The 24192-nt window shown below is 65.1% G+C and carries 25 protein-coding genes, 1 tRNA gene and 1 pseudogene; 11 read left to right on the top strand and 16 right to left on the bottom strand.

Translation table 11 applies throughout. From position 1 onward, the window contains the following. Positions 1-1069 (top strand): FliI/YscN family ATPase (locus FLO80_RS17795; protein WP_149187085.1); only part of this gene is annotated, 1069 nt, incomplete at its 5' end. A gap of 5 nt (positions 1070-1074) precedes the next feature. On the opposite strand, the gene FLO80_RS17790 is transcribed toward FLO80_RS17795, so the two are convergent. The 6 genes from FLO80_RS17790 to FLO80_RS17765 form a co-directional block, all read right to left on the bottom strand. Continuing rightward, positions 1075-1881, bottom strand: a complete 807-nt coding sequence (locus tag FLO80_RS17790; protein WP_111364853.1) for a DUF1217 domain-containing protein — start codon at positions 1879-1881, stop codon at positions 1075-1077. Further along, complete coding sequence (gene flbT, locus FLO80_RS17785; protein ID WP_111364850.1) at positions 1881-2285, bottom strand: flagellar biosynthesis repressor FlbT; 405 nt, start codon at positions 2283-2285, stop codon at positions 1881-1883. Before flbT ends, FLO80_RS17790 begins: the two co-directional genes overlap by 1 nt. Next, the gene (flaF, locus tag FLO80_RS17780; RefSeq protein WP_111364848.1) at positions 2282-2659 is read right to left on the bottom strand and encodes a flagellar biosynthesis regulator FlaF; all 378 of its coding nucleotides are present in this window, start codon (positions 2657-2659) and stop codon (positions 2282-2284) included. The genes flbT and flaF overlap by 4 nt, the downstream gene beginning before the upstream one ends. A gap of 83 nt (positions 2660-2742) precedes the next feature. After that, a complete protein-coding gene (locus FLO80_RS17775) occupies positions 2743-3963 on the bottom strand; it encodes a flagellin N-terminal helical domain-containing protein (RefSeq protein WP_111364845.1) in 1221 nt (406 codons plus the stop codon). A gap of 224 nt (positions 3964-4187) precedes the next feature. Then, the gene (locus tag FLO80_RS17770; RefSeq protein ID WP_111364843.1) at positions 4188-4553 is read right to left on the bottom strand and encodes a hypothetical protein; all 366 of its coding nucleotides are present in this window, start codon (positions 4551-4553) and stop codon (positions 4188-4190) included. After that, positions 4543-4860: a rod-binding protein gene (locus FLO80_RS17765; RefSeq protein WP_111365018.1), complete on the bottom strand. Its 318-nt coding sequence runs from the start codon at positions 4858-4860 to the stop codon at positions 4543-4545. The genes FLO80_RS17770 and FLO80_RS17765 overlap by 11 nt, the downstream gene beginning before the upstream one ends. 111 nt (positions 4861-4971) lie before the next feature. On the opposite strand from FLO80_RS17765, the gene FLO80_RS17760 reads away from it, so the two are divergent. From FLO80_RS17760 to FLO80_RS17745, 4 genes are all read left to right on the top strand, one after another. Further along, entirely contained in the window at positions 4972-6357 is a 1386-nt protein-coding gene (locus tag FLO80_RS17760; protein WP_188078334.1) for a flagellar hook-length control protein FliK, read from the top strand. Positions 6358-6372: 15 nt separating this feature from the next. Next, a complete protein-coding gene (locus tag FLO80_RS17755) occupies positions 6373-7071 on the top strand; it encodes a flagellar hook capping FlgD N-terminal domain-containing protein (RefSeq protein ID WP_111364838.1) in 699 nt (232 codons plus the stop codon). Between the two features lie 318 nt (positions 7072-7389). Further along, a complete protein-coding gene (locus FLO80_RS17750; protein ID WP_111364835.1) occupies positions 7390-7596 on the top strand; it encodes a hypothetical protein in 207 nt (68 codons plus the stop codon). Between the two features lie 228 nt (positions 7597-7824). Next, positions 7825-8031 (top strand): hypothetical protein, encoded by a 207-nt coding sequence (locus FLO80_RS17745; RefSeq protein WP_146611026.1) that lies wholly within the window; start codon positions 7825-7827, stop codon positions 8029-8031. A 111-nt stretch (positions 8032-8142) separates the two neighbouring features. Here the strand turns inward: FLO80_RS17745 and FLO80_RS17740 are convergent, their stop codons facing one another. The 4 genes and pseudogenes from FLO80_RS17740 to ubiE form a co-directional block, all read right to left on the bottom strand. Next, complete coding sequence (locus tag FLO80_RS17740; RefSeq protein ID WP_188078333.1) at positions 8143-8826, bottom strand: YjbF family lipoprotein; 684 nt, start codon at positions 8824-8826, stop codon at positions 8143-8145. Next, the gene (locus FLO80_RS17735; RefSeq protein ID WP_246156719.1) at positions 8823-10964 is read right to left on the bottom strand and encodes a YjbH domain-containing protein; all 2142 of its coding nucleotides are present in this window, start codon (positions 10962-10964) and stop codon (positions 8823-8825) included. The genes FLO80_RS17740 and FLO80_RS17735 overlap by 4 nt, the downstream gene beginning before the upstream one ends. 134 nt (positions 10965-11098) lie before the next feature. Beyond that, on the bottom strand, positions 11099-12631 hold the full coding sequence (ubiB, locus tag FLO80_RS17730) for a 2-polyprenylphenol 6-hydroxylase (protein ID WP_111364827.1): 1533 nt from the start codon (positions 12629-12631) through the stop codon (positions 11099-11101). Positions 12632-12641: 10 nt separating this feature from the next. Next, positions 12642-13388: pseudogene (gene ubiE / locus FLO80_RS17725) on the bottom strand (bifunctional demethylmenaquinone methyltransferase/2-methoxy-6-polyprenyl-1,4-benzoquinol methylase UbiE); the annotation flags it as partial. Between the two features lie 78 nt (positions 13389-13466). Between ubiE and mutM the strand changes: the two are divergent. Further along, a complete protein-coding gene (mutM, locus tag FLO80_RS17720) occupies positions 13467-14330 on the top strand; it encodes a bifunctional DNA-formamidopyrimidine glycosylase/DNA-(apurinic or apyrimidinic site) lyase (protein ID WP_111364821.1) in 864 nt (287 codons plus the stop codon). A gap of 67 nt (positions 14331-14397) precedes the next feature. Next, positions 14398-15174: an enoyl-CoA hydratase gene (locus tag FLO80_RS17715; RefSeq protein WP_111365014.1), complete on the top strand. Its 777-nt coding sequence runs from the start codon at positions 14398-14400 to the stop codon at positions 15172-15174. Between the two features lie 141 nt (positions 15175-15315). Here the strand turns inward: FLO80_RS17715 and FLO80_RS17710 are convergent. Then, a tRNA-Met gene (locus tag FLO80_RS17710) sits at positions 15316-15392 on the bottom strand. 172 nt (positions 15393-15564) lie between these two features. After that, positions 15565-16371: a mechanosensitive ion channel family protein gene (locus FLO80_RS17705; protein ID WP_111364818.1), complete on the bottom strand. Its 807-nt coding sequence runs from the start codon at positions 16369-16371 to the stop codon at positions 15565-15567. Positions 16372-16570: 199 nt separating this feature from the next. On the opposite strand from FLO80_RS17705, the gene FLO80_RS17700 reads away from it, so the two are divergent. Together FLO80_RS17700 and FLO80_RS17695 are read left to right on the top strand one after the other, a co-directional pair. Further along, the gene (locus tag FLO80_RS17700; RefSeq protein WP_111364816.1) at positions 16571-17272 is read left to right on the top strand and encodes a glutathione S-transferase family protein; all 702 of its coding nucleotides are present in this window, start codon (positions 16571-16573) and stop codon (positions 17270-17272) included. Between the two features lie 78 nt (positions 17273-17350). Beyond that, positions 17351-17725 (top strand): hypothetical protein, encoded by a 375-nt coding sequence (locus tag FLO80_RS17695; protein ID WP_223145503.1) that lies wholly within the window; start codon positions 17351-17353, stop codon positions 17723-17725. A 60-nt stretch (positions 17726-17785) separates the two neighbouring features. On the opposite strand, the gene FLO80_RS17690 is transcribed toward FLO80_RS17695, so the two are convergent. The 4 genes from FLO80_RS17690 to FLO80_RS17675 all read right to left on the bottom strand — a co-directional run bounded on the left by FLO80_RS17690 (position 17786) and on the right by FLO80_RS17675 (position 22210). Further along, positions 17786-18424, bottom strand: a complete 639-nt coding sequence (locus FLO80_RS17690) for a LysE family transporter (protein ID WP_188078332.1) — start codon at positions 18422-18424, stop codon at positions 17786-17788. A gap of 126 nt (positions 18425-18550) precedes the next feature. After that, the gene (gene glpK, locus FLO80_RS17685) at positions 18551-20059 is read right to left on the bottom strand and encodes a glycerol kinase GlpK (protein ID WP_111364811.1); all 1509 of its coding nucleotides are present in this window, start codon (positions 20057-20059) and stop codon (positions 18551-18553) included. Next, the gene (gene glpD, locus FLO80_RS17680) at positions 20056-21648 is read right to left on the bottom strand and encodes a glycerol-3-phosphate dehydrogenase (RefSeq protein ID WP_111364808.1); all 1593 of its coding nucleotides are present in this window, start codon (positions 21646-21648) and stop codon (positions 20056-20058) included. Before glpD ends, glpK begins: the two co-directional genes overlap by 4 nt. 73 nt (positions 21649-21721) lie before the next feature. After that, complete coding sequence (locus FLO80_RS17675; protein ID WP_111365009.1) at positions 21722-22210, bottom strand: peroxiredoxin; 489 nt, start codon at positions 22208-22210, stop codon at positions 21722-21724. 81 nt (positions 22211-22291) lie between these two features. Here FLO80_RS17675 and FLO80_RS17670 point away from each other — a divergent pair, with 81 nt between their 5' ends. After that, the gene (locus tag FLO80_RS17670; protein WP_111364806.1) at positions 22292-23497 is read left to right on the top strand and encodes an NAD(P)/FAD-dependent oxidoreductase; all 1206 of its coding nucleotides are present in this window, start codon (positions 22292-22294) and stop codon (positions 23495-23497) included. Positions 23498-23558: 61 nt separating this feature from the next. Beyond that, positions 23559-24119 carry a 16S rRNA (guanine(966)-N(2))-methyltransferase RsmD gene (gene rsmD, locus FLO80_RS17665; protein WP_111364803.1) on the top strand — a complete coding sequence of 187 codons (561 nt, stop codon included), beginning with the start codon at positions 23559-23561 and terminating at the stop codon, positions 24117-24119. The last annotated feature ends 73 nt before the right edge of the window (positions 24120-24192 follow it).

Below are 24192 nucleotides of genomic sequence, written 5' to 3'. Positions count from 1 at the left end.
CGCGCGGCCGTTGCGCGCATCGCCCCCGGCCCCGGCCACGCGCCACGCGCTGGGCGCGCGGCTTGAAACCGGGATGGCGGTGTTCAACACCATGTTGCCGCTGGTCGAGGGGCAGCGGCTGGGCCTTTTCGCCGGGTCGGGCGTGGGCAAGACGACGCTGCTCGCCCATCTCGCGCGGCATGTCGAGGCCGATGTGATCGTGATCGCGATGATCGGCGAACGCGGGCGCGAACTGCGTGAATTCGTCGATACCGTGCTTGGTCCCGAAGGGATGAAACGGGCGGTGGTGGTGGCCGCCACGTCGGATCAGTCGCCGCTGGCGCGGCGGCGCTGTGCCTGGACCGCGATGGCGGTGGCCGAGCATTTCCGCGATCAGGGCTGTAACGTGCTGTTCCTCGGGGATTCGATCACCCGTTTCGCCGAGGCGCATCGCGAGGTGGCGGTGGCCTCGGGCGAGTTGCCGTCGCTGCGCGGCTACCCGCCCTCGACCGCGCATGTGATCATGTCGCTATGCGAACGCGCGGGTCCGGGGGCGGGCCATTCCGGTGCGATCACGGCGGTGTTCACGGTGCTGGTGGCCGGATCGGACATGGACGAACCGATTGCCGATATCCTGCGCGGGGTGCTTGACGGGCATGTGGTGCTCGACCGGCAGATCGCCGAGCGCGGGCGCTATCCGGCGATCGACCTGTTGCGGTCGGTGTCGCGCAGCCTGCCCGGCGCGGCCAGCGACGAGGAGAACAAGGTGATCGCCGAGGCGCGGCACCTTCTGGGCGTCTATGCAAGGTCGGAGATGATGATTCGCGCCGGGCTTTATACCGAGGGCAGTGACCCCGAGACCGACCGCGCGATCCGGGTCTGGCCGCAGCTCGACGCCTTCCTTGCCGAGACCGAGCATCAGGATATTACAAACAGTTTCAATCGCTTGCGGCTGATGCTGCGGCGCGCGGCAAATGGCGGCGGCGTGGTGCGGCAGCCGGGCGCAGGCGGTGTGCAGGGTGCGGATGGGGGCGATCCGCGTCGCGGCGTCACGGCTGCCGGGCTGCCCGGGTTGCCGGGCGGGGCGTGATCCCGTCAGCCGCGCCCAATCGGCGCCGATTGCAACAGCGTCAGCGCGATACTGCCCGCGATGTTGGCCGGACCCGTATCAACCTGCGTGCGGACCAGGAAACGCTGCACCACCCGGTCAAGCATTTCGGGGGTGGCGATCTCGTCGATCTCGCCGGTGCCGAACTGGCGCGCGGCCTTGTCGCGGAAGATTTCAAGCTGCTTGTCGAGGTCGATCTGTCCAAAGCTTTCGGGCAGGCCCAGCGCGACCTCGAACAGTTTGCGCAGGGGGGCGTTGCCCATCACGCGAAACCATTTCGTGTCGTTCGTGCCGCTCTCGCTGGCGATGCGCGGCAATTCGCTCTGGGCGTTGAGGGCGAGGCGCATGTCCTCTTGCTGATCGCCCACTGCCACCTCGAAGGATTTCGACAGGTAGCGGTTGACGATCTCGTCCGCGAAATCCGAAAGCTTGGTGCGCGGCACCGCGAAATCGCCGAATCCGAAGGCGCGGGAGAAGGATTTGTAGCGGTCATCGGCCATCCGGTTGGCCAGCGCATCGGGCTTGATCGTCCCGTCGTCGAGCATCCGCTGAACGAAATAGCGGTTGTTGATATCGTCCTGAAGCCCGAACGCCCCCAGCGCGACCGACAGGAGCCGACGATCCGAGACCAGTTCGGCGGCGCTGTCGATCTGGCCGATCCGTTCCGCGAAATAGGCGGTGTCACGCTGGATCGCGGGGGCGTCGCGAAACGCCGCCTCCTGGGCCGGGCGGGTCTGCTGGAGAAACCGCCAACCGACCAGCCCGCCGGCGGGAATGACCGGCTGGAACGCCATCACTGCACCCGCGCGGCCAACAGCCGTTCCTCGCGCGGCAAGAGCGCGCGCAGGGCCTTGAGACATTGATAATACTGCGCGTCCAGCACGGCCTGGGTCGCCAGTGCCAATTGCCGTCGACTGTCATGATCGGTGAGCACCTGGCTCAACTCCTCGATCCGGCGCAAGAGCGGCATGCGCGCATCATCGGGCGTGGAATCACCGGTCAGGACAAGCTGCGCGGCATAGCAGACGCGGCGCACCGGCGTATTGGCCTCTTCCGGGTGGATCGCATCGCGCAGGCGCAGGATATTGGCATCGGGCGTCATGATCGACAGGCGCGACCGGCGATCCCCGTTCTCGATCACCGCGCCGTTGATCAGAACCCGTTCCTTCGGGCCAAGCTTGAGGACAAGGCCGCTCATTCCGCCACCCCCCCGGCGCGCAGGCCGCGCATCACCGCGGCGTTGATCTCGAGAAGCGGTGCAACGCTCGCCCCCTTGCTGAGCACCCGGCCGCTATAGTCGCGCGTGAACTCGGACAGGTAGAATATCCGCGCCCTGAGGTCGCGGGGCAGCGGGTTGTCCCGGTCGGCGACATCGGCGGCCAGCATGGTCCAGAGGCGGCGGTTGGCATGCACCGCCTCGGCCAGGGCCGGAAAGCCGGACCTGCCAAGGAGTGCCGCGGCGCGCAGGCGTTGCGTGACGCGGGCGACGACATCGTATTCGGTGCCGCGCGGTGTGCGGATCGGGGTGTTCTGTGTGGAATAGGCGGCACGCGCCATCATCTGGGACTGCAAGGCTCTGTCCTTTCCGTTGTCTGTTGCTGCAAGCGGGGCAGAAGAACCCGGGCGCCGGATCGTGGCGCCCGGGCCGGTTCAGATCAGCGGAACAGGGACAGCAGAGTCTGCGGCGACTGGTTGGCAATCGAAAGCGATTGCACACCCAGTTGTTGTTGCACCTGCAACGCCTGAAGCCGCGCCGAGGCCTCTTCCATGTCGGCATCCACCATCGCGCCAATCCCCGACTTGAGCGAATCGCTCAGGCTCGAGATGAAATCGGACTGGGTGGCAATCCGGCCCTCGACCGAACCAAAGGACGCGGCCGCAGAGATGGCCGTGTCGATGAGGGTCTCGATCGAGCCCAGCGCGGCCGCGGCCCCGACATCCGAGGACACGTTGATCGCCGACAGTGCGCCCAGCCCGCCGGCATTCACGTTGTTGAACTGACCGCTGATCGTGAGACCATCGGTGGTATCCTCGTTGGTGATGACAAGGCGGCCGGTGTTGGCGATGTTGTATTCAACCGACACGTTCGCGCCCGACGACTCGACCGCCGATTTCACACCGACGGCGATGACATCGGCGGTCGAGGTCGCGTCGATATCGGCCTGGGTGATGGTATAGCTCACCTCGGTGTCGCCGAGGCGCAAGGTCACCGAATCGCCCGCGGTATACCCCGGATCGTCGAATTCGATCGTGCCGCCATCATTGGTGCCGCCATTGGCATCGAGCGAGAAGCCGAACGTATCCTGCCCGTCGGCGGCGACGCCGTCGGTATTGGTCGCATCGAAACCGGCGATGGCGGTATAGCCGCCGGTCGACAGGTTCTGCCCCGTCACCGCGATCGACGACGACGAGACGTTGCCGGACGCATCGCGATCGAGCGAGGACAGGATATTGGCCGAGGCCGTGGAGCCGTCGACCAGGTTCAACCCGTTGAACTGCGCCGCGCTCACGACCGAGTCGATCTGGCTGCGCAACGCGGTGACATCGTCGTTGATTTTCCCGCGGTCGACATTGTCTTCCTGCGCCGCGACGATCTTGCCCTTCATCTGGGTCAGCAGGTCGGTGATCGTTTCGGCCGCGTTGCGGGCCACGGCAACGGTGGATTCGCCCAGCGCAAGGCTGTCCGAGATCGCCTTGAACCCGTTCACGTCGGATTCCATCACCTTGGAGATGGCCCAGACGGCCGAGTTGTCCTTGGCCGAGGCAACCGATTTGCCGGTCGAAATCTCGCCTTGCACGCTGGCGAGGTTCTTGTTGATGCCCTTGAGGGTTTGCAGCGCCACCATTGCGCTGTTGTTGGTCAGAATGCTGGACATGGTATCACGTTCCTTTGGTCGCTGGACGCTTTGCGCCCGTTTCACATCCCGCCGCTTTCGCAGGCGGAGCCAGGTCGTTCTGACACTTGCAACACCGCCGATCGCGATACTGCGCCACCCGTCTGGATGCGCGCCCAGATTGTCCGCATATGTCCTAACGGTTCCCTAAGCTGCGCCCGTGTTATTCCCGGCATTTTACAAGATTTTTCCCGTCCTCAGGCGTGTCAGGCCCGTTTCTCGATCACGTGGTCGATCGTCGCCTCGATCGTGGTGCGACGGCCGGATCGGTCATAGGTTTCGAGCGACCGGCGCATCCGGTGCAGCGCCCCGATACGCCCCGCGACGCCGCGAATCCCCGCAAGCGCGCTGTCGAGAAGCCCCTGATTACGCTCGAGCAGGCGCCGGATGCCGACAAGCATCTCTTCGCCCGGATCGTCGATCGCGTCGAGTTGGTCGATCAACGCCGCCTTGTCATCGAGCATCCCGATCAACCGCTCGAAATCACCCGCGAGAAGCGCCGTTCTCTCGTCTTCGAGAAGTGCCGCAAGCGCCTCGACCGCATCATGGGCGGGGCCGGTTTCACCTGTCATGTCTTGTCTCCTTCAATGTGTGGAAAAGCGTCTCGGCAAGGCCGATTCCGCCCTGTTTCACCATTTCCGCGGCCTGCGCCTCGCGCAGGAACGACGCGAACTGCGCCTCACCGGCGCCACCGCCGAAACTCTCGCGCGGCTCTCCCAAACCGGCGCTTTCAAGCATTTCGGCGAGGAACACGGTTTCGAGTTTCTGCGCCACCTCGAACAGCACGGCATCCCCTGTCGTGCGATGGTCCGGCACCGGTCGCGACCCCGAGTTTGCAGGGCTGGCGCGCGCGTGCAGCGCGGTGGAAAGGTCGGTCATGTGCATGGCTCCAATTGATCGGATTTTTTTCGTCATAGCCGATGGCCGGTAAAGAACCGGTAACCGCAATCTGGAATGCTTGGCCCGAACTGGAAGAATTCCGAGGGCCAGATGACGGAAATCACGACACACCCGGCGATGGCCGGGCGCATGGCGAACCGCCCGGTCGAGGCAGATCCGCAAAAGGGCGCGTCGGGCGTGCGGGCGGATGGGGATCTTTTTTCCGACATGGTGCATGCCCGCACGCCCCTGGCCCAGCCCCCCGCCGATGAGCCGGGCAAGGATCGCGAGGCGACGGAGCCGGATCAATTGCCCCCTCCCCATGGCGAAAACCCAGAGGAGACGCGCGACACCGCCCCGGAGACACGTCACGATATTCCCGCACAAACCGCCCCCGCGCGCCTGGCGTTGCCGCGCGCGAATATCGCCGGGGAGGCGTCGCGATCGCCCGGGCGATCCGCGATTCCGGGGCTTGCGCCGCGTCCTGTGGCATCTGCCCCGGCCGCATCTTCCCCTGTCGACAGGGTTCTGTCATCCCGCCAGCAGGAACTTCTCGTGACGGCATCACGGGCGGGAGGGGCGGACCACTCCGCCAATGTTCGGCGCACCGACGGGCCGGCCATTCCGGCGCCGACGGCCCCCGGGGTGACCGCCGAACACCGCGCGACACATTCATCCCCCGTGCCACACCATGACATCCCGCCGCCAGCACAGGTCGCCGCACGGATAGCGAGTCCGATCCGGTCTATCGCGGCATCCGGCATTGGCCTTTCACTGCATGACACCACCGATGAGCATGGCCCGACCCCGGGTGCAGACCTCAAGACGGCATACAGCATCGGGGCCCGTGCCGGGACCAGCCCGCTGTTGCCGCCACCGTCGCAGCGGTCACTGGCACCGGCATCGCGGCCCGCTCTCGCGCCCGCCGACGCCGCCAACTTCGGGGCGATCCGGCTTTCGGGTGGTCTCGACGGGCGCGAGCACGCCACCCGATCTGATCCGGGGGCAGAGCTTTCCGGTCTCGCCGGTTTCGAGGGCATCGCGCGCGAAACCCGCCCAACCGGGCCACTCATCGCGCGCTATGGGCCGGACCTGCCACAGCATGTCGCCCGCCAGATCGCCGAATTCGCCCCGGGCCCGCAACAGGCGACCGAGGTCAGGCTCAACCCCGAAGAGCTTGGCCGGGTGCGCATGACCATGGTTCAGTCCGAGGGGGCAATCTCGGTCACGATCACCGCCGAACGTGGCGAGACGCTTGACCTCATGCGGCGGCATATCGGCCTTCTGGCCGAAGAGTTCCGCCAGATCGGCTATGGCAGCATCCAGTTCGATTTCGGCCCCGACCGGCGCGGCCGGGACAGCGGGCAACCGCCGCCGGGCGACGACCCATCGCGCGGTGCCCCGGGCGACGATCCCGACCTGCCCGATCAGAGCGCGCCCCCTGCCCCGGCGCTCTCGGCCCGCATCGCAGACGGTTCGATCGACATCCGCCTTTAGAGAAAGCAACGCACCATGACAGACCCGACCACGCCCCTTTCCGCCGTCTCGGCCACCGCCACGCAGAATGCGCGGGCGCAATCCGGCCAGAACGATCCGCCCGGCAGTTCGGCCAAGAGCGTGATCGGCGCGGATTTCCAGACTTTCCTGGAAATGCTGACCACGCAAATGCAGAACCAGGACCCGCTCAACCCGATCGACAGTTCCGATTACGCGGTGCAACTGGCCACGTTCTCTTCGGTCGAACAGCAGGTGTTGACCAATGATCTGCTGTCCGGGCTGGTGGCCAATATCGCGGCCTCGGGCGTGACACAGCTTGCCACGCTGGTCGGGATGGAGGTGCGCAGCACGGCCCCGGCCCGGTTCGACGGTGCGCCCCTGACCCTGACACCCGAGATCGACCAGCGCGCCGATGCGGCATGGCTTGTCGTCTCGGACGAGAGCGGCGCCGAGGTTCAGCGTCAGCCGCTCGACCTTGCCGTCGGCCCGGTCGACTGGGCCGGTGTCGGCGCCGATGGCACCCCCTTGCCGCCGGGGCTTTACGGTTTCACGGTTGAGAATTTCGCGAACGGGGAACCCGCTTCCACAACCCCGGTCGAAACCTATTCCGAGGTGGTCGAGGCGCGGAATGTCGACGGCGCCATGCAGCTTGTCCTTGATGGCGGTGCGACGGTCGCGGCGGACGATGTTCTGGCCCTGCGCCGCGCGAACTGATCGCGCAAAACGGGAACCCCGATGAGTTCTGTCAACCCACATCAGGGCAGGGCGGGACGAATCAAGTGACGACGGCAGCCACGGGCGCAATCGAACGGCCCGCGGCACCAATCACACCACGCGGCCACAGCGATGCATTAATGCAACTCAACACGGGGTTCCGTGGCGCGAAAGCAGCCATGATTCGCCCAAGTACGGCCCAGATCGGGCTTGAAACGGCAAGATCACAAAAATCTGTTTTCAAGCTGAATAAGACTGTGCGATAGTTTGGGTGGTCACGTTGGCATTTGCCGACTCAACTAAGGTTTGGAGAAAGTTATGAAAAAGATTTCGACGATCGCAGCCGTTGCTGCCCTCGCCGCTGCTGCCGCCCTTCCGGTCGCCGCTGAGACCAAGACCCAGAACGATCCGTTCGTGTCGACCCAAGGTGGCGGGCTTGGCCTGGGCGCTGGCGGTGCCGGCATTGCAGCCGTTGCCGTTGTTGCAGTGGCCATCGCCGTCACCACGAGCAGCGACGGAACCTGAGACGGCCGCCAACAGGCGATCAGATCATATGCAAACGGCGGCCCATGGGCCGCCGTTTTCTTTTGGCGCGGCGTGTGCTGAACTTTGCCTATCACCACGTCGAACCGGCCATTCACCAAAAACCTGTTTTCAAGTTGATAGGATTATACTATAAATTGGGTAATACTGTCCGGTAATCTGTATGGACAGATTGGCAATCGCCGACTCGGCCAAGGTATGGAGAACGTTATGAAAAAGATTTCGATGATCGCAGCCGCTGCTGCTCTCGCCGCTGCTTCCGCGCTTCCGGTTGCCGCTGAGACCAAGACCCAGAACGATCCGTTCGTGTCGACCCAAGGTGGCGGGCTTGGCCTGGGCGCTGGCGGTGCAGGCATGGCAGCCGTTGCCGTTGTCACACTGGCCATGGCCGTTGCCACGAGCAGCGACGGAACCTGAGACGACCGCCGACAGGCGATCAGATCATACGCGAACGGCGGCCCATGGGCCGCCGTTTTCTTTTGGCGCGGTGCGTGATGAACTCATCCATCACCACGTCAGATCCGCGTTTCACTTGCGCAGGGCCTGGATGAAGATATGCCCGCCCTCGGGGTTCGCCCATTGGCGCGACTGCACCACGTCACCCTGCCTGTCGACCATGTAGGTGTTGACGAAACGGCGCGTGCCGGTGTCGCAGCTTTCGGTCATCTCGACCGTTTTCGCGTTGAACCGCACGCTTTTGACCATCGCCTCGCCGCCACGTGTCACGCGGCAATCGGCGCGCATCTCGACGGTATGGTTCTCTCCGTCGAGATAGCGGTGGACGCGCTGCGCCTGTCCCGCCTGGCGCGCGGTGACAAGTGCGGCGACCGCCCCGGTTTCGGAGGACATGATGTCATTGCCCAGACCCCGCGTCGCGGTGATCAGCCCGTCCTTCATGATGATCGTGCGACGGTCGGGCGCGGCCCAGGTGCCATAGGCGCCATTGGTCTCGATCCGGGTCAGGAGGGTCGTGGCATTGCGCGCCTCGACCATGGCAAGGCTCAGCGGCAGGTCGGTGCCGTTCAACGCCGCGTTGATCGCCGCGGCGAGTTCTTCGGCCGAGGCCCCGCCACTGTTGCCCTGGTCCGAGGAGTTGAACATTCCCGAAACCGCGGTCCTGAGAACCTCGACCTGACCCTGGCCCGACCGGTTGCCACAGGCGGCAAGGGCCAGGCAGGCAGCGAGTGCGAGGCCGACATGTGAACGCTTCATCTCCAGAATTTCCCCCATGTCTTGGCCATCTGCGGTTGGTGGCTGTCGCGCACCGCCTCGTAAAGCCGCCCGTCCACGTTGACGCGCGCGCCACCGTCGCGGGTCAGCGACTGAATCACGAGTTCGTTCTTGTTGCGCGTGGCCGACCCGATCGCCCAGCTCATCGGAATGGTGATGCGAATGCCCTTGTCGAACGATCCCTCGCCAAAGGCGGCGGCAGATACGTTGGTCTTGGTCACGTAGGCCCCCACGCGCCAGCCATTGTCGAATTCGCGGTCAAGCGCCACGGTCGCCCCCCAGTCGCCGGCAAGATAGCGCCCCATGTCGAGCTGCCCGTGAAAGCCGTTGCCGAAATCGTAATAGGCCGACAGGTGGCCGGTCGCGATATCGTAATTGCGCAGGCCAAAGCCCTGGTTGAAGTCGCGCTGCGCGACATAGTTGACCTCGGCCCCCAGCGCGAGGCGGCTGCCCACCGGTTTCCACAGGACTTCACCCGAGACACCGGCATACATCTGTTCGAGATAGCCAAAGGTCATGCGGCCATACCAATCCTCGCCCAGTCGCCCGTATTTTGCCACCGTCAGGTAATCGAGTCGCGGGTCGTTGCCCTCGGCGTAGAACCGCGCGTTCGAGCGCACCTTGGGGAGTGTTCCCGGCCCCACGCCCGACCGCCCCTTGGGCGGAGCGTCGAGATTGCCCGCCGCCTTGACCGACACCGCCCCCGACAGAACCCAGCCGGGCGCAACGTGGTAATCACCCGACAGGCGCAGCCCCGCATCCGCCTTGACCGGCGAGTCGGGGTCGAAAACACCCAGCTTGAGGAACGGGGCAAGGCTCCATTCCAGCCGCGGATAATTGCCCGGCGCGACATCCATGCCCGCCCACGCCGCGCCATCGCCGCTGAAGGTCACGCGATCGAGCATCGCCGCGGCCGGTGCGTTTTCCAGCGCCTCGACATCGCTACGCCGCATCGTCACCGCGCCGGTCGGCATGCCCTGATAGCTTTGCCCGATGGTGAACTGCTCGACTGAATCGGGCATCACCCGGCTCAGAACCCGCGCCGCGCGGCCCACGGCCTGTGGTTCGATGTCCCAGCGCGTGTTGCGCACGAGAACCCGCACGCGCCCCGGTTCGGCCTCGATCCCCTCAAGGATCAGCCCCTCTTTGGCGAGGCTTTGCGCAACCTCGTCACGCAGGGTGTCCCGGGCGCCGGGGGTGGCGTCCCAGCCCAGATCGCGGGCCGAGAATTGCGGTCGCACCGCCACCGGCAGCGGCGCCAGATCCGCACCGCCCGGAATCGGCGCGGTTTTCGGGTTGAGCGCGATGCTCATCCGCACCCCGACTTCCGAGCCATACATGTAATAGGCCCCGAGATTGATGCTGTCGCTGACCTGGTAGTCGAGCCCGAAATTCCACGGGCTCTTGCGTTGAAAGAGGTTGGACCCCGGGTCCTGCCCGGCGCCGCGCTCTTCCAGGTAGGCGTCGGTCGAATATTCCGCCTTGAAGCTCAGCCGGTCGGTCGCCTGGTAGCTCAGCCCGCCGAAGGCGGACATCGGCCCGCGGAACCATCGGTCGGTATTGGGAATGCCGCCAGACCCGATCAAGCCGGTCGGCCGGGTGCCGGTGCTGCCGAAGCTGTCGAAACTGCCCAGCCGCCCCCAACCGACCCCGCCGGTCACGCGCAGCCGCGATCCGAATTCCTTGGTCGCGACCACGTATTCGCCACCGTAAAGCCCCGTGCCCATGAAATCGCGCAGCCCGACCGCCACCGCCGGGTGATAGTCCCCCTCGGTCATAACCTGGTAGCGCAGATCGAAACTACGGTCGTAATAGGACGAATTGGGATAGGGGTTCGCGCCGCCCCGGCCCGGCCGGTATTCGCGCAGCGACGAATAGCGGAACGTCCCGGTCAGACGCGGCGTGACCTGAAAGGTCAGCATCGTCCTGGTCGTGTCACCGAAATGCGAAATCGTCGTGGACAGCTCCCCATCCTCGGCCATCTCGGCCGTGGGCATGTCAATGAGCCCACCGGGTGTGCCATACATGTTCTTCGATCTGGTGGTCAGGTTGTCACCATGCGCCGCCATCGGCACCATCGCCACCAACCCGACCAGAATCGCCGGTTTCGAAACCCGCATTGCCCCACCACTCCACATGATTTCGCCCAGTCTATGCGAAACTGCACCGCGAAAAAACAGCCCTTTTGACCATCGGCCATGTGCCCGCCCAACTGTCACAAATCTGCAAGCGGAAACATGCCTATGGCCCGGCGTCACTGGGACAGCGCCAACGCCACGCCCCCCGCGCCCAGCGCCACGCCACCGACAAGCCAAAGCGCAGGGCGCCAGAAGCGTCGCTGGGGTCGCGGCGGGGCCGGTGGCAGGCTTTGCCGGACAAGCGCGGCCTCGACCATGCCGGGCAGACGCGGCCCGAACCGTGCCAGAACCCGCGCGGTTTTCGCCATGTCCCGCGCCAGCGCCTTGGGGCCGATGGATTGCTGGATGTAATCCCCGACGATGGGCTTGGCCACGTCCCAGATATTGAGATTGGGCGACAGCGACCGCGCCACGCCCTCGACCACCACCATCGTGCGCTGCAACAGGATCAGTTCGGTGCGCGTCTCCATCCCGAAACGCTCTGTCACTTCAAAGAGATAGCTCAGCAGTCGCCCCATCGAGATCTGGCTCGCGTCCATGCCGAAAATCGGCTCGCCCACCACCCTGAGCGCGCGGGCAAAGGCGTCGACATCCTGATCGGCGGGCACGTATCCGGCCTCGAAATGGACCTCGGCCACGCGCTTGTAATCGCGCTGGATGAACCCGTAGAGGATCTCGGCATAGACCCGGCGGGTATATTCGTCGATATGGCCCATGATCCCGAAATCATAGGCGATGATATCGCCATTCGCCGCGACCTTGAGATTGCCCTGGTGCATGTCGGCGTGAAAGAACCCGTCGCGCAGCGCATGGCTGAGGAAGAGTTGTAGCACCCGCTCGCCCAGCGCGTGGCGATCATGGCCCGCCGCGTCCAGCGCCGCATTGTCGCCCAGCGCCACGCCCTCGGCCCAGCCCATGACCATGACGCGGCGACCCGACAGGTTCCACTTGACCTCCGGCAGGCGGAACCCATCGTCATCCTTGGTGTTGGCGGCGAATTCGCTGGCCGAAGCCGCTTCGAGCCGCAGGTCGAGCTCGCCCTGCACCACGCCCTCGAAATGCCTGATCACGTCGCGCGGACGCAACCGCCGCGAGGCGGGCGACAGGAACTCGATCACGTCGGCGGCAAGGTAAAACGCGTCGATATCGCGCTGGAACGCCCGCTCGATCCCGGGGCGCAGCACCTTGACCGCCACGTCCTCGCCGGTGGTCTTGAGCCGCGCGCGATGCACCTGCGCGATCGAGGCCGCCGCCACCGACTCGCTGAAACTGTCGAAAATCTCGCTCACCGGCAGGCCCAGCGCGTCATGCACGGACTCGCGTGCCTTGACCATGGAAAAGGGCGGCAACTTGTCCTGCAAGACCCGCAGGTGAACGGCCAGCTCGTCGCCCACCACGTCGGGCCGGGTGCTCAGGATCTGCCCGAACTTGATATAGGCCGGTCCCAGCGCGCTCAGCGCGCGGGTTGCGGGCGGCATCGAAGGGTCGCCCTTTTCGCCCAGCCACTGCACCGGCCAGACCAGCGCGCGCAACACCACCCGCATGAGTTTCGGCGCCTCGAACGCATCGAGAATCACGGTCATCGCCCCGGTCCGCTCCAGCGTCGCGCCGGTGCGGATCAGGCGGATGATATTATGCGGCCCCCTCATCCCGCGCGCCTCACAGTTTCCAGCCCGAATGCAGGCAGGCAATGCCCATCGACAGGTTGCGATATTTCGCCTGTTCGAAGCCGGCCGCCCTCACCATGTCGAGGAACGTCTGCTGATCGGGGAACTTGCGGATGGATTCGACGAGATACTGGTATGAATCGCGGTCATTCGCGATCATCTGGCCGATGCGCGGGATGATGTTGAAGGAATAGAGATCGTAAACCTTCTGCATCATGTCGTTGGGGATCTGGCTGAATTCCAGCACCATCAGCCGCCCACCCGGTTTCAGCACCCTGAACGCCTCGTTCAGGGCATCCTGCGGGCGGGTCACGTTGCGAATGCCGAAACTGATCGTGTAGACATCAAAGCTGTTATCGTCAAAAGGCAACGCCATCGCGTCGCCCACCACCCAGTCAAGATTGTGCGCAAGGTCCGCCGCCTCGGCCCGCTTGCGCCCCTCAACCAGCATCGGTTCGGTCAGATCAAGCACGGTGGCGTGGCCATGGCCCGCCCGCTTGAGAAACCGGAAAGAGATATCGCCGGTGCCGCCCGCAACATCCAGCAGACGTTGCCCGGGCCGCGGCGCGAGCCAATCCATCATCGCATCCTTCCAGATGCGGTGGATGCCAAAGCTCATCGCGTCGTTCATCACGTCGTATTTCGACGCGACCGAGCCGAAAACGCCGCGCACGCGCCCCGCCTTTTCCGTCTCGGGGATATCCTCAAATCCGAAATGCGTGGTCTTCTCGGTCATCCGGCTTGCCTTTGCGCTCTCCGCCCTCTCTTATACGGGGCGTTACGCGCGCACAATGCGCCCCTGTGACCGCGAGGCCCCATGCCCGAACTGCCCGAGGTTGAAACCGTCCGCCGTGGCCTTGCCCCGTCGATGGAGGGACAGGTGATCGCCCGCGCGCAGGTCAACCGCCCCGATCTGCGCTGGCCCTTTCCGCCCGATTTCGCCACGCGCCTGACCGGGCGGCGCGTCGCGCGGCTCCGCCGCCGGTCGAAATACATCCTCGCCGATCTCGAACCCGACGCGAACGGCGGCGAATCCCTGCTGATTCACCTCGGCATGTCGGGGCGGATGACCGTTTCGGGCGACCCGCTGGGACAATTTGTCCACACTCACCCGGCCCGCGAAAAACACGATCACGTCATCCTCGACATGGAGAATGGTGCCCGGATCACCTTCAACGATCCGCGCCGTTTCGGCGCGATGGACCTTCTGCCCACCGACCGGGCCGACGCCCATCCGCTGCTGGCCAGGCTCGGGCCCGAACCGCTCGGCAATGCGTTCAACGAGGATTACCTCGTCGCCGCGCTCAGGGGCAAGAACACCCCGGTCAAATCCGCCCTTCTCGATCAGCGCATCATCGCCGGACTGGGCAACATCTATGTCTGCGAGGCGCTTTACCGGGCCCATATCGCGCCCACGCGCCGTGCGGCGCGCATCTCGGCGGTGCGCGTCGCGACGCTGGTTCCGATCATCCGTGCCGTGCTGCAAGAGGCAATCGAAGCGGGCGGATCGTCGTTGCGCGATTTCCGGCAGGCCAGTGGTGAGCTGGGGTATTTCCAGCACCGGTTCGACGTCTATGACCGCGAAGGCCAGCCCTGCCGCACCCCCGGCTGCGCGGCCACGATTCGCCGCACCGTGCAATCGGGGCGCTCATCCTTCCACTGTCCGCAATGCCAAAGATAACTTGATCCACCCCGCCACAGTGGTAAGGAATCTCCCCTAGACCGAAACAAGCGAAAGCGACATGACCATGGCCTATGAGACGATCATCGTCGAAATAGAAGACCACGTCTGCCTCATCCGTCTGAACCGCCCCGATGCGCTCAACGCGCTGAACGACCAGCTTTTGAAAGAGCTGGCCCGGGCCATGACCGAGGCACAAGCCAACGACAAGGTGCGCTGCATCGTGCTGACCGGCAGTGACAAGGCTTTCGCAGCCGGGGCCGACATCAAGATGATGAGCGAGAAGAGCTTCACCGATGTCTTCACCTCGGATCTCTTCACCGATGAAACCGCCGCCGTGGCCCGGGTGCGCAAACCCGTCATCGCAGCCGTGGGCGGTTACGCGCTTGGCGGCGGTTGCGAGTTGGCGATGATGTGCGATTTCATCATCGCCGCCGACAATGCCAAGTTCGGCCAGCCCGAGATCAATCTCGGCGTCATGGCCGGGATCGGCGGCACCCAGCGCCTGACCCGCGCCATCGGCAAGGCCAAGGCGATGGACATGAACCTCACCGGCCGCTTCATGGACGCCGAAGAGGCCGAGCGCGCCGGGCTGGTTTCGCGCATCGTGCCTGCAAAGGAGTTGATGAAAGAGGCGATGGGCGCGGCCCAGAAGATCGCCGAGAAAAGCATGATCGCCACCATGGCGGTCAAGGAATCGGTCAACCGCTCGTTCGAGACCACGCTGCGCGAAGGACTCTTGTTCGAGCGCCGGGTGTTCCACTCGCTCTTTGCGACCGAGGACCAGAAGGAAGGCATGTCCGCCTTCATGGAAAAACGCGAGCCCCAGTTCCGCGACCGCTGACCGGGCGAGTCCTGAACGTAAACTACGGGCCCGGACGCAGATCGCGCCCGGGCCTGTTTCGCTGTGGCACCGGGCATCGACCACAACCCGGCCCCTGCCCAATCCCTGTGCGTCATCGCGTATTTCGGGAAGTCCGCCGTGTGGTAGCGTGGGGCGGACTTGAACCGCCGACCCCAGCATTATGAGTGCTGTGCTCTAACCGGCTGAGCTACCACGCCATCTCACACGAGCCGCTCAATTAGACTCGCTTCCGCGGCCTGTCAAACAGAATTGCGCCCCGATCCTTCATCTTGCCTCAAATACTCCCGCCGGAGGCTCCGAGGATGAGGCCGGATGGCCGAAGACGAGACATCATGCGCGCCGCAGGCGCACAACCCGATCACGCCCGGATCACCCGGCTTTCTGAATCTCCACCGAATGCGGATAGGGAATGGTGATTCCCTTGGCGTCAAAGGCTTCCTTGATCGCCTGCGTGAGGTGGAACTTGAGGTCCCAGTAATCCCCGGCCGCACACCACACCCGCAAGGTGATATCGACCGAGCTGTCGCCGAGGTTGGTGACGCGGACCCACGGCTCCGGCTCGCCATGCGCCCGCGCATCGGCCGCGACCTGTTCGAGGATCACCGCCTTGGCCGCCTCGGCATCGTCGCCATAGTCGATCCCGAACACCATATCGAGACGCCGCGTCGGGTGATGCGAGAAGTTGCGGATGATCGACCCCCAGGCCTGTCCGTTCGGCATGATGATCTGCACATTGTCGGGCGTGGTCAGTTCGGTGATGAAAAGGTTGATGTCCGTCACCGTCCCCGCCGTGCCGCCGATATCGACATATTGACCCAGCTTGTAGGGCCGGAAAAGGATGATCATGAACCCCGCCGCCAGATCGCTCAGCGTGCCCTGAAGCGCAAGGCCGATGGCCAGCGTCGCCGCACCGAGAACAGCCACCAGCGATGTCGCCTGGATGCCGAACAGCCCCAGAACCGCGATCAGCACCATCAACAGGATCACCCATTTGATGACATTGGCCACGAAAGTGCCCAGCGTGTCGTCGATCCGCGGATTGGCATTCACCTTGCGCCGGACCGTGCCCGACACCAGCCCGGCCACCATCCAGCCGATCACCAGAACGATCAGCGCCTTGAGCGCCGCAACCACGAGCGGGCCCCAGCTCCCCGCCATTCCCATCATTTGATCCATGTGTCTCGTCTCCTTATGTCCCTGCACAGCATCGCGCCATCCGGCCCCCGCATGGCCCCTTCGCACGCGAAGAAAACCGCGGGCCCCGAAATCAACGCACCCAGCATTGCATCGAACCCATGACGAATAAACATGAATTCGAGCCTGTTTTCACCGGAGTTTCCGGTTATTTTTCCCCGAACCCATCAGGAGAGACCCCATGAGCACGATCACCGATCACCCGATCAACACCCGCTGGCCCGCTGCCAATCCCGACATCCTGCAACTCTATTCCTTTGCCACCCCCAACGGGGTCAAGGTCTCGGCCATGCTCGAAGAGACCGGCCTGCCCTATGAATGGCACCGGGTCACGCTCTCGGACGCGGATGTCAAAAGCCCCGCGTTCCTCTCGCTCAACCCGAATGGCAAGATCCCCGCGATCATCGACCCGGACGGCCCGGGCGGCCAGCCGCTCGAATTGTTCGAATCCGGTGCGATCCTTGTCTACCTTGCCGAAAAGACAGGGAAATTCCTCTCGCCCGATCCCGCGCGGCGGTATCACACGCTGCAATGGGTGATGTTCCAGATGGGCGGCATCGGCCCGATGTTCGGACAGTTGGGATATTTCTTTGCCTTCGGCGGTGCCGAGATCGACGATCACCGCCCGGTGGACCGCTACCGCAAGGAAACCATGCGCCTGCTCGATGTTCTCGAAACCCGGCTGGCGGGGCGTGACTGGCTGATGGACGACTATTCCATCGCCGACATCTGCACCGCGCCATGGCTGCGCGCGCTCGATTTCTATGGCGCCAAGTCAGAAGTGGCATGGGACAGCCGCCCCAATGTCGTGGCATGGTTCGACCGTTTCATGGACCGCCCCGCGATCCAGCGCGCCATCGACATTCCCCCGCGCGACGCCTGAGAAAAGGCCGTGGCGCCCCCGACCCTGACACGAAGAATTGAGATGCCGGTGACCGCCCGGCCCTGCTACAAGCCTGCCATGATCCTTTCCCGCACCCTTCCCGCCGCTACCCTTGCCCTTGCCCTGCTCCTGCCTGCCGCGGCCCGGCCCGAGGTCCCGGAAATCCTCGCCGTCGAAGCCTTCCGCACCGGCATGGGCTGGCGCATCGACGTGACGCTCGAACATCCCGATGCCGGCTGGGATCACTTTGCCGACGCGTGGGAGGTGCTCGACGACGCGGGCAACCGGCTGGGCTTTCGCGAACTCATGCATCCGCATGTCGAGGAACAGCCCTTCACCCGCTCGCTCTATAACGTGATGCTGCCCGACGGCCTGCGCCGCATCCATGTCCGCGCCCGCTGTTCGCAGGACGGCTGGAACGACGAGACCTTCGCCATCGACCTCGAACCCTGACACCCGACGGGCCCGGCAAAGCCGGAGGCACGCCGCCGGATGACGGGCCGGAGTCCTTGGCTATTGCGTTCTCCGCAGCGCGGCATAGGCGATCGAGCCGCCCATCGTCACGAAAATTGCGCCGAACGTGCAAGAGATCGCCTTTTGAAACCGGGCGAAGAAGCGCATTGCAAGGCGGGTGGAAAAAAGCGTCGCGGTTATGGAATGCAAAACCACGGCAAGCAGTCCACAGATTGCAACCACCAGCGACAAGAACCAGGCAGTCGCGGTTGCTGGAATGAATGCTGCCATCACCGAGCCAAAGAAAAGCGCGGCTTTCGGATTGGTCATGCTGACAATCAGGCCGGTTCTGAAGGATCGTGTGAGGGCGAGATCGGACGCCCTGGCCATGCCTATGTCACCACTCTGGTTTTTGGCACTTCTGATGGATTTTATCCCGAGCCAGACAAGATATGCGGCACCGGCGAGCTTGAGCGCCACCACGGCCCTCGGCAACAGGTCGAACAGGATCGCGACACCCAGCACCGCGAAAACCGACCAGAGCAATGCGCCACATGCCAACCCGAGACCGGTCGCCAGACCATGCTGGCGACCGTGCGTCAAGGATGCGGCCATCACGGCGAACATATTCGGGCCCGGCGTTATCCACGCCAGGACGTTTACCAGAACTATCGTCCCAAGCGAGAAGACCAGCTCCATCCAGTATCTCCACATTTATGGAAATGCTAAGCTTACTCAACCTGTTTTGCCAAGGTCGGAGTCGCCCCGCACAGCCGCCGAACCCCGCCCGTTGATCTGGCCGTCATGCGACGGGACACAAGCGGCTCATCCCGGCGCCTGAACCTGCATCACCGCCTGCACCGCGCGGGTCCAGGCCGCGTATCGGGTGGCGCGGGTCGCATCGTCCATCCCCGGCGCGAATTGCCGCTCCAGCGCCCAGCCCCGGGCGAACTCCTCCATCGACGGATAAAGCCCGGCCCGCATCCCCGCCAGCCAGGCCGCGCCCAGCGCGGTGGTCTCGACGCCTTCGGGGCGGTCGACCGGCGCGCCGATGATGTCGCTCAGGAACTGCATGGCCCAGTCGCTGGCGCTCATGCCGCCATCCACCCGAAGGGTCGCCACATCGCCGCGGCCGCTTTCCGACATCCAGTCGGCCTGCATCGCCTCGAGCAGGTCCCGGGTCTGAAACCCCACGCTTTCCAGCGCGGCGCGGGCAAACTCCGCCGGGCCGGTGTTGCGCGTCAGTCCAAAGATCGCGCCCCGGCACTCGGGCTGCCAATAGGGCGCGCCCAACCCGGTAAAGGCGGGCACGAGGATCACGTTCTGCCCCGGATCGGCCTTTTCGGCCAGCGGTTGCGTCTCGCTCGCCGCGCGGATCATCCTGAGCCCGTCGCGCAGCCATTGCACCACCGCCCCGGCAATAAAGATCGACCCTTCCAGCGCATAGGTCGGCTTGCCCTCCAGTTGATAGGCTATGGTGGTCAAGAGCCGGTTCTGCGACTGCACCGGCACCTCCCCGGTGTTGAGAAGCGCGAAACACCCCGTGCCATAGGTCGATTTCATCATCCCCGGCGCGAAACAGGCCTGCCCCACCGTGGCCGCCTGCTGATCACCGGCCACGCCGAGGATCGGAATCTCACGACCGAACAGGTCGGCCCGTGTCAGCCCGAAATCATCGGCACAATCGCGCACCTCGGGCAGCATCTCCATGGGGACGTCCAGAAGCGTGCAGATCTCTTCGCTCCAGCGCCCCTCGCGGATGTCATACAGCAGCGTGCGCGCGGCGTTGGTGGCGTCGGTCGCATGCACCCGCCCGCCGGTCAGCTTCCAGATGAGGTAGGAATCCACCGTCCCGAACAAAAGCCGCCCGGCGCGGGCCTGCTCCTGCGCGCCCTCGACCGTATCCAGCAGCCAACGCAGCTTGGTCCCCGAGAAATAGGGGTCGAGCAACAGCCCCGTGCGCCCGGCGATCATCGCCTCGTGCCCCGCCTCTTTCAACTCGCGGCACATATCCGCGGTGCGGCGGTCCTGCCAGACGATGGCGTTATGAATGGGCGTGCCGGTCTCGCGATCCCAGACCAGCGTGGTTTCGCGCTGGTTGGTGATGCCGATGGCGGCGATATCGCCCGCACCGATGCCGGCCCGCTCGATCACCGCGCGACAGGTGCCCGCCACGGTAGCCCAGATATCCGCCGGATCATGCTCGACCCAGCCCGAAGCGGGGAAATGCTGGGCAAATTCCTCCTGCGCCACGGCGACGACCCGCATGTCCGCATCAAAGATGATCGCCCGACTCGACGTGGTGCCCTGATCAATCGCCAGAATATGGCTCATCGCTCGCCCTCCCCATCCTGCTCGCGCATCCACGCATCCAGCGTCGCGATCTCCTCAACGCTCATCCGCAGCCCCCGCTTGGACCGGCGCCAGACCACGTCTTCGGCCCGGCGTGCGAATTCATGGCGCATCAGCCAGCGCAGCTCGCGCGCGCTCAACCCGCCCCCGAAATCGCGGCCCAGATCGTCGCGCGCCCGCGCATCGCCCAGCATCTCCCACGCCTCGGTGCCATAGGCCCGCACCATGCGCCGCGCCTCGCCTTCTTCAAGAAAGGGATAATCCCGCATCAGCCGCGCGATCAAGTCCTCCACCCCGTCCACCGGGAAATCCCCGCCCGGCAGGGGCACGCCCGCCGTCCACGGCCCGGGCATGTCGGCAAAGACCGCGCCCAGCTTTTCCATCGCGCTTTCGGCCAGCCGCCGATAGGTGGTGATCTTGCCGCCGAACACGTTCAAGAGCGGCGCCCCCTCGCGGTTAAGCCGCAGCACGTAATCGCGCGTCGCCGCCGCCGCCGTCCCCGCGCCGTCATCGTAAAGCGGCCGCACGCCGGAATAGGTCCAGACGATATCCTCGCGCGTCACGGGTTGCGCGAAATACTCCGACGCAAAGGTGCAAAGATAGTCCTGTTCTTCCTCGGTGCATACGGGCGGCACATCCGCATCCGGATGGTCGGCATCGGTCGTGCCGATCAGGGTGAAATCACCCTCGTAGGGAATGGCAAAAATGATCCGCCCGTCGCGCCCCTGGAAGAAATAGCACTTGTCGTGATCATAGAGTTTGCGCGTGACGATATGGCTCCCCCGGACAAGCCGCACCCGCTCGGTGCTGTTCACACCGGCCACACCGCCGATCACGTCACCCACCCACGGCCCCGCCGCGTTGACCAGAACCCGCGCGCGCCGCGTCATCGCCTGCCCTGTCTCAGCATCGCGCAGCGTGATCTCCCACAGATCGCCCACGCGCCTTGCCTGTTCGACCCGCACCCGGGTCAACACCTCGGCCCCGCGCGCCACCGCATCGCGGGCATTGAGCACAACCAGACGCGAATCCTCGACCCAGCAATCGGAATATTCGAACGCCACCTCGATCCCGGGTTTGAGCGGTGCCCCCTCGAGCGCGGTGCGCAAATCAAGCCGCGTGGTGCCGGGCAATATCTCGCGCCCGCCCAGGTGATCGTAAAGGAAAAGCCCCAGCCGGATCATCCATTTCGGCCGCCGACCGCGCAGCCACGGCATGAACACCCCGAGCAGCCGCGAAACCGGCGTGCCGCCCTCGAACCGCATCTCGGGATGCCAGGGCAGGACGAAGCGCATCGGCCAGCTGATATGCGGCATCGCGCGCAACAGGGTCTCGCGTTCGCGCAACGCCTCGCGCACCAGCCGGATCTCGCCGTATTCGAGATACCGCAAGCCCCCGTGAAAAAGCTTGGTCGAGGCCGATGACGTGGCCTGTGCCAGATCGCCCTGCTCGGCCAGCACGACCGACAGCCCGCGCCCCACCGCGTCGCGCGCGATGCCACATCCATTGATGCCGCCGCCGATCACGAAAAGATCGGCCACCGCGGCACCGTTCCCGGTCTTGTCCGTCATGCGTCACATGCCCCGAAAGCCCCGCACGGGGGGCACAGGCGGCGGCAGACCCCGCCGCCCGCCGAAATCCTCATCACAACGCCGACAGCATCGCTTCACCGCCCGAAATCTCGCAGGTGCCCGGCGATTCTTCGAGGTTCAGCACCTTCACGACGCCATCCTCGACCAGCATCGCATAGCGTTTCGACCGACCGGCGAAACCCACCGGCGGCGCGTCGAAATCCATGCCGATCGACTTGGTAAAGGCGCCGGACGCATCGGCCAGCATGGTGATGCCGCCTTCTGCTGCGCCGCTCGCCTCGCCCCAGGCCTGAACCACCCACGGGTCATTGACGCTCACGCAGATCACCTCGTCCACGCCCTTCGCGCCCAGCTCGTCCTTGACGCGCAGGAAACTGGGCACATGCGCCGAATGGCAGGTCGGCGTGAACGCCCCCGGCACCGCGAAGATCACCACCTTGCGGCCCGCCACCTTGCTTTCAAGCTCGACCGGCTCGGGCCCCTCGGCCCCGACCCTCATCAACGTGCCGCCGGGCAGCGTCTCGCCCACTGAAATCGCCATCATACTCTCCTGTCTTGCGTTGCGTTTCCGTGAGCCGAAGTTATAGGCTCACCCGGCGGACGCAACGGGGAGAATGCGGATATGTCTCACATCGTGGTTATCGGCGCGGGTCAGGCGGGTGCATCGCTTGTCGCCAAGCTGCGCAACCTTGGCCATTCCGGCGCCGTCACCCTCATCGGCGCGGAAACCGCCCCGCCCTATCAACGCCCGCCGCTTTCCAAGGCGTATCTCCTGGGCGACATGGCGGTCGAACGGCTCTACCTGCGCCCCGAAAGCTTCTATGCCGAGAATGACATCACGCTTCGGCTCGACACCAATGTGCAAGGCATCGACCGTGACAACCGCACCGTGACCACCGGGGGCGAAACCGTGCCCTATGACATGCTGGCGCTTTGCACCGGATCGGTGCCGCGCCGCCTGCCCGACAGCATCGGGGGCGCGCTTGGCGGTGTGCACGTGGTGCGCACCCTTACGGACGTCGATGACATGGCCCCCGAGTTTGCCCCCGGCCGCCGCGTGCTGATCGTCGGTGGCGGTTATATCGGGCTCGAAGCCGCCGCCGTGGCGGCGAAAAAGGGGCTCGACGTCACCCTTGTGGAAATGGCCGACCGCATTCTGCAACGTGTCGCCTCGCCCGAAACCTCGGATTATTTTCGCGCGCTTCACACCGCGCATGGCGTGAAAATCCTCGAAGGCGTGGGTCTCGAAACCCTCACGGGCGAATCCCGCGTCACCGGCGCGCGGCTCTCCGACGGCACCGAGATCGCGGTCGATTTCGCCATCGTCGGTGTCGGCATCACCCCGGCCACCCAACTGGCCGAGGCGGCGGGGCTCGAGATCGAGAACGGCATCAGGACGGATGCCGAGGGTCGCACGTCCGACCCGCATATCTGGGCCGCGGGCGATTGCACGTCCTTTCCCTGGCGCGGCCAGCGCATCCGCCTCGAATCCGTCCCCAACGCCATCGACCAGGCCGAATGCGTGGCCCAGAACATGCTGGGCGCGGGCAAGGAATATGTCGCCAAACCGTGGTTCTGGTCCGATCAATACGACATCAAGCTGCAAATCGCCGGTCTCAACGCGGGCTATACCCGCGTGTTCACCCGCAAGGGCGACAAGGAAGGCAGCCAGTCGATCTGGTATTACAACGGCGACCGGCTCCTTGCCGTCGACGCGATGAACGACCCGCGCGCCTACATGATCGGCAAGCGCCTGATCGAAGGCGGCAAATCGCCCGATCCGATGACCGTGACCGACCCGGCGACCGACCTCAAGGCGCTGATGTGAGTCACCGGGCAAAGACCCCACCCGGCCTGCGCAGCAGACTGGGCAGCACGGGGTCAGCCCGATGCGCATAGTCGGCGGCACCTTCAAGGGCCGGGCGCTGGCCAGCGTCGGCAAGGGCGATCCCGGCGCACATCTGCGCCCCACCACCGACCGCACCCGCGAAAGCCTGTTCAACATCCTCGCCGGCGGGCGGTTCGGCGATCCGGTGACCGGCGCGCGGGTGCTCGACCTCTTTGCAGGGACCGGCGCGCTCGGGCTCGAAGCCCTCTCGCGCGGGGCGACGCATGTCACCTTCGTCGATGACGGGGTGAAATCCCGCGCCCTCATCCGCCGCAATATCGAGATCTGCAACGCCGGAGGAGCGACCAAGCTCTTTCGCCGCGACGCGCGCAAACTCGGCCCCTGCCCCGCTGCGCCGTTCACCCTCGTCTTCCTCGATCCGCCCTATGGCCGGGGCCTGGGCGAACAGGCCCTCGCCGCCGCGCAGCTCGGCGGCTGGATCGCCCCCGGCGCCCTCATCGTGTGGGAGGAAAGCGCGCCCATCACCCCGCCCGAGGGCACGACGCTTCTCGATGCCCGGCGCTATGGCGACACGGTGATCACGCTGCTTTCGGCCAAGTAACCCTCCCGACATCGTGAAAGCACGGACCCGCCGGGCCATGTTATCCTGTGATCAAGGACAACAGGCCACGCGG

The organism is Aquicoccus porphyridii (assembly GCF_008369105.1).
Classification (GTDB): domain Bacteria; phylum Pseudomonadota; class Alphaproteobacteria; order Rhodobacterales; family Rhodobacteraceae; genus Aquicoccus; species Aquicoccus porphyridii.
Note: the sequence above shows the minus strand (reverse complement) of the source record. Positions and strands in the feature narration are given on the sequence as shown.